Consider the following 3,224-nt stretch of genomic DNA (forward strand, 5'->3'; position numbering starts at 1 on the left):
TCCCCTCCGGATTCCGCTCGATCTGCACAAAGCGGCCAAGGAAACAGCCTGGAGGAACAGGGAGTCTTTGCATGAGTTTATTTTGAATTCAATCCGCGAAAATTTGTAGGACAGCATACGGAACGACCAAGCTTTCGCAACTTCTCACATAATGAGATTGAGTTTGACCGCTATGTGAATCGGCTCAACCCTTATAGGTCATGTGATTTCAAAGTTTTTTGAGGCACAAAATCGAGTTCCAATTTAAACCCACCTGCTTTGGCATATTCTTCTATTGTTGATAGCTTTGGTGACATTTTTGAATGTACATTCTCAAGACGAGAAATATTACCTTTCTGTGTATGTAGTCTCTTGGCAAGTTCCTCTTGGGTTAACCCAGCATTCTTGCGAAGACCAATCAATTTTTTTCTAACATGATAAGCAGCAGACAATGATTCGTATTCTGCCCTTACGTCTGGATCACGTAATGCTTTCTTTTTAAAATTATAAAATGTGGGACGGGTCATGGTTGTTTCACCTCCTTCATCCGTTTTCTTGCTAAATCTATTTCTTTTTTGGGTGCTTTTTGAGATTTTTTAATAAATGAATGCAGAATAATAATCTCTTGGTTTCTGATTGTACAAAACAAGGAACGCCCGATGCCTTCCTTTCCTTTTGCCCTAATTTTAAAGAGTCCATTTCCCATCGAAGCAGTATAAGGGTCGCCCAGTGCCGGGCCATATTCCTCCATCATTTCAAGAATATGCAGAAAATTAGCCAATATTCCTTTTGGGAATGCCAGTGCTTTCTTTTCAACCTTTTCATTATAAAACGTTACGCACCAATTCATAAGGACATGTTATCATATATGATAACCCTGTCAACAAAAGATTCCTTCAATAATCATTTTCGGAGGATAGCTTTTTGTGAAAAGTCCACCTTGGCGGCAGAGGATCCGGAGGCCTGCAAGGAAAAGGGTCGCTCAAGTAAAAACACCCCGTCTGCAGCGGGGTCATTTTATGGCTGGTTTAAGGGGCTCGTTCGCGTGGACACCCACCCTTCATGCTATTCTTTAAATTATTTCTAGAAAAAGACTGGGAAAACGGTTTTAGATATACTAAATAAGATATTCATTAATGGAGGAGACATTATGCAAAAAGTTCTTATATCGATTCCGGATGATCTGGTTGGCAGAATGAAATCCGTTATACCTTCCCGGCAGCGGAGTAAAGTAGTAGCAAAATTGCTTGAAGATGAGGTTACACTCAGAGAAACAAAGTTGTATCAATGTGCATGTGAGGTAGAAAGCGACACATCTTTAAACATGGAAATGGAAGACTGGAATACGACGGTAGGGGACGGAATTGATGCTGAACCGAGGTGACATCTATTGGGTTAATCTCGATCCTGCAATTGGATCAGAAATCAAAAAGAAGCGGCCTTGTGTAATCATTGGTGCAACGCCGATCAACGAAGCCAGGCGGACGGTTGTTGTCGTGCCCCTTTCTTCTGCGGGTAAGCCGCGGCCTCCGCTAACCATTCCCATACAATGCCAAAGTAAACAGGTTGTCGCTGTCTGTGATCAAATCAGAGCGGTGGACAAAAGCCGACTTATTGAAAAAATAGAAAGCGCTTCAAAAGAAGATATATTGGAATTGGAACAGAGATTACGCCAAACGCTGGCGCTATAAAATACTCGACCGATAGCATTATCGAATACCGAAAGATGCATGAGTTGGTAACTCTCCACTTAAAACTGCGCGCTCTGTATTTCTATCCCAACATCTACTCAAGCATCAGGAAAACGTCACAAATCAAGCGGGCTTGGGGCCTCTTTAATGGTAACACTTTCCACGGTATGCGTGTAGATCATGGTGGTTCTGATGTCACTATGCCCTGCAATTCCTGAAGATATCATAATTCGCTTAGAGCAAGTGACTGGCAAAACTATAAGGAACCGATGGAAGAACAGGTCAAATCGAAACGGCGGGTCGCCGATCATGGAGAGGTGTTGACCGGGAAGCGGGAGGTCAACGCCATGCTCGATCTCGTGAAGCAGGAAACGGAGCGGATCGAATCGCGTTTCCTCGAACCCGCTTGCGGCAATGGGAATTTTCTTGCCCCAATTCTGGAACGTAAGCTGGCGGTTGTGGAAAAGCGCTACGGCAAGTCGCAGTTGGACTTCGAACGGAACGCCATCCTGGCTGTGTCATCCATTTACGGAATTGATATTCAAGAAGATAACGTGCAGCAATGTCGTCACCGACTCTTTGAGATATTTGATCTGATCTATCTACGCTTGTTTAAGAACAGGACAAACGACAACTGCCGCAAGTCTGTTCGGTACATCCTTGACCGCAATATCATTTGGGGTGATGCCCTTGATCTGAAGACGAAGAATGAACCAAGGGTACCGATTGTCTTTTCCGAATGGTCGCCGCTCAACGGGAGCATGCTGAAAAGGAGAGACTATTTTCTTTCTTTCCTGCTCAATAAGCAGCATCAACTCACCCTGTTCAACGATGAGAATCAGGAAGTTAACTTAAACGAACCAGTCAAAGAGTACCCGCCGACTCACTTTCTGGAGGTTGCCGATGTTGACAAGCACTAACTACAACCCGGATGTACTGTCCTGCATTGCGAATCTGAGCAGCGACGAGGTGTTCACGCCACCGCAACTGGTAAACCAGATACTGGATATGCTCCCCAAGGGAATCTGGAGCGACAAGAAAGCCACGTTCCTCGATCCCGGCTGCAAGTCCGGCGTGTTCCTGCGAGAGATCGCCAAGCGCCTCGACACGGGGCTGGAGAAGCAAATCCCAGACCGACAGAAGCGACTCAACCACATCTTCAAAAATCAACTGTTCGGGCTGGCCATCACGGAGTTGACATCCCTGCTTTCACGCCGCTCGGTTTATTGCTCGAAGACTGCCAACGGGAAGTATTCCGTCTGCGAGAACTTCGATGAGCCGCAAGGCAATATCCGATTCAAGCGCGTAGAACATAATTGGGAAAAAGGGCGCTGCGAGTTTTGCGGAGCAAACGAGGAAAACTACAAACGCGACGAGGCACTTGAATCTCACGCCTATCAGTTTATCCACATAGAAAAGCCAGAGGAGATCTTCAATATGATATTCGATGTCATTATCGGCAATCCGCCGTATCAGTTGAGTGATGGAGGAGCAGCTGCAAGCGCTATGCCCTTGTATCACATATTTGTTCAGCAAGCCAAAAAGCTAAAACCG

General features: G+C 45.3%; 6 protein-coding genes. 4 read left to right on the forward strand and 2 right to left on the reverse strand.

Translation table 11 applies throughout. From position 1 onward, the window contains the following. Window positions 1-191: 191 nt before the first annotated feature. Window positions 192-506, reverse strand: coding sequence for a helix-turn-helix transcriptional regulator (locus tag Q7J27_06115; protein ID MDO9528719.1), 315 nt, complete (start codon window positions 504-506; stop codon window positions 192-194). Then, complete coding sequence (locus Q7J27_06120) at window positions 503-829, reverse strand: type II toxin-antitoxin system RelE/ParE family toxin (GenBank protein MDO9528720.1); 327 nt, start codon at window positions 827-829, stop codon at window positions 503-505. The genes Q7J27_06115 and Q7J27_06120 overlap by 4 nt, the downstream gene beginning before the upstream one ends. 300 nt (window positions 830-1,129) lie before the next feature. Between Q7J27_06120 and Q7J27_06125 the strand changes: the two genes are divergently transcribed. The 4 genes from Q7J27_06125 to Q7J27_06140 all read left to right on the forward strand — a co-directional run. Further along, window positions 1,130-1,363, forward strand: a complete 234-nt coding sequence (locus Q7J27_06125; protein MDO9528721.1) for a hypothetical protein — start codon at window positions 1,130-1,132, stop codon at window positions 1,361-1,363. Continuing rightward, window positions 1,347-1,670, forward strand: coding sequence for a type II toxin-antitoxin system PemK/MazF family toxin (locus Q7J27_06130; protein ID MDO9528722.1), 324 nt, complete (start codon window positions 1,347-1,349; stop codon window positions 1,668-1,670). The genes Q7J27_06125 and Q7J27_06130 overlap by 17 nt, the downstream gene beginning before the upstream one ends. Window positions 1,671-1,939: 269 nt before the next feature. Beyond that, the gene (locus tag Q7J27_06135) at window positions 1,940-2,590 is read left to right on the forward strand and encodes a hypothetical protein (GenBank protein MDO9528723.1); all 651 of its coding nucleotides are present in this window, start codon (window positions 1,940-1,942) and stop codon (window positions 2,588-2,590) included. Next, window positions 2,574-3,224: Eco57I restriction-modification methylase domain-containing protein (locus Q7J27_06140; GenBank protein MDO9528724.1), on the forward strand; the 651-nt coding region annotated here is incomplete at its 3' end. The genes Q7J27_06135 and Q7J27_06140, both read left to right, overlap by 17 nt.

It is taken from the genome of Syntrophales bacterium, assembly GCA_030655775.1.
Classification (GTDB): Bacteria; Desulfobacterota; Syntrophia; order Syntrophales; family JADFWA01; genus JAUSPI01.

Bases quoted from the DNA above. Each gene is read 5' to 3' on its own strand.
- Q7J27_06125 (MDO9528721.1), top strand. From the start codon at position 1,130: ATGCAAAAAGTTCTTATATCGATTCCGGATGATCTGGTTGGCAGAATG.
- Q7J27_06120 (MDO9528720.1), bottom strand. From the start codon at position 829: ATGAATTGGTGCGTAACGTTTTATAATGAAAAGGTTGAAAAGAAAGCA.
- Q7J27_06135 (MDO9528723.1), top strand. From the start codon at position 1,940: ATGGAAGAACAGGTCAAATCGAAACGGCGGGTCGCCGATCATGGAGAG.
- Q7J27_06130 (MDO9528722.1), top strand. From the start codon at position 1,347: ATGCTGAACCGAGGTGACATCTATTGGGTTAATCTCGATCCTGCAATT.
- Q7J27_06115 (MDO9528719.1), bottom strand. From the start codon at position 506: ATGACCCGTCCCACATTTTATAATTTTAAAAAGAAAGCATTACGTGAT.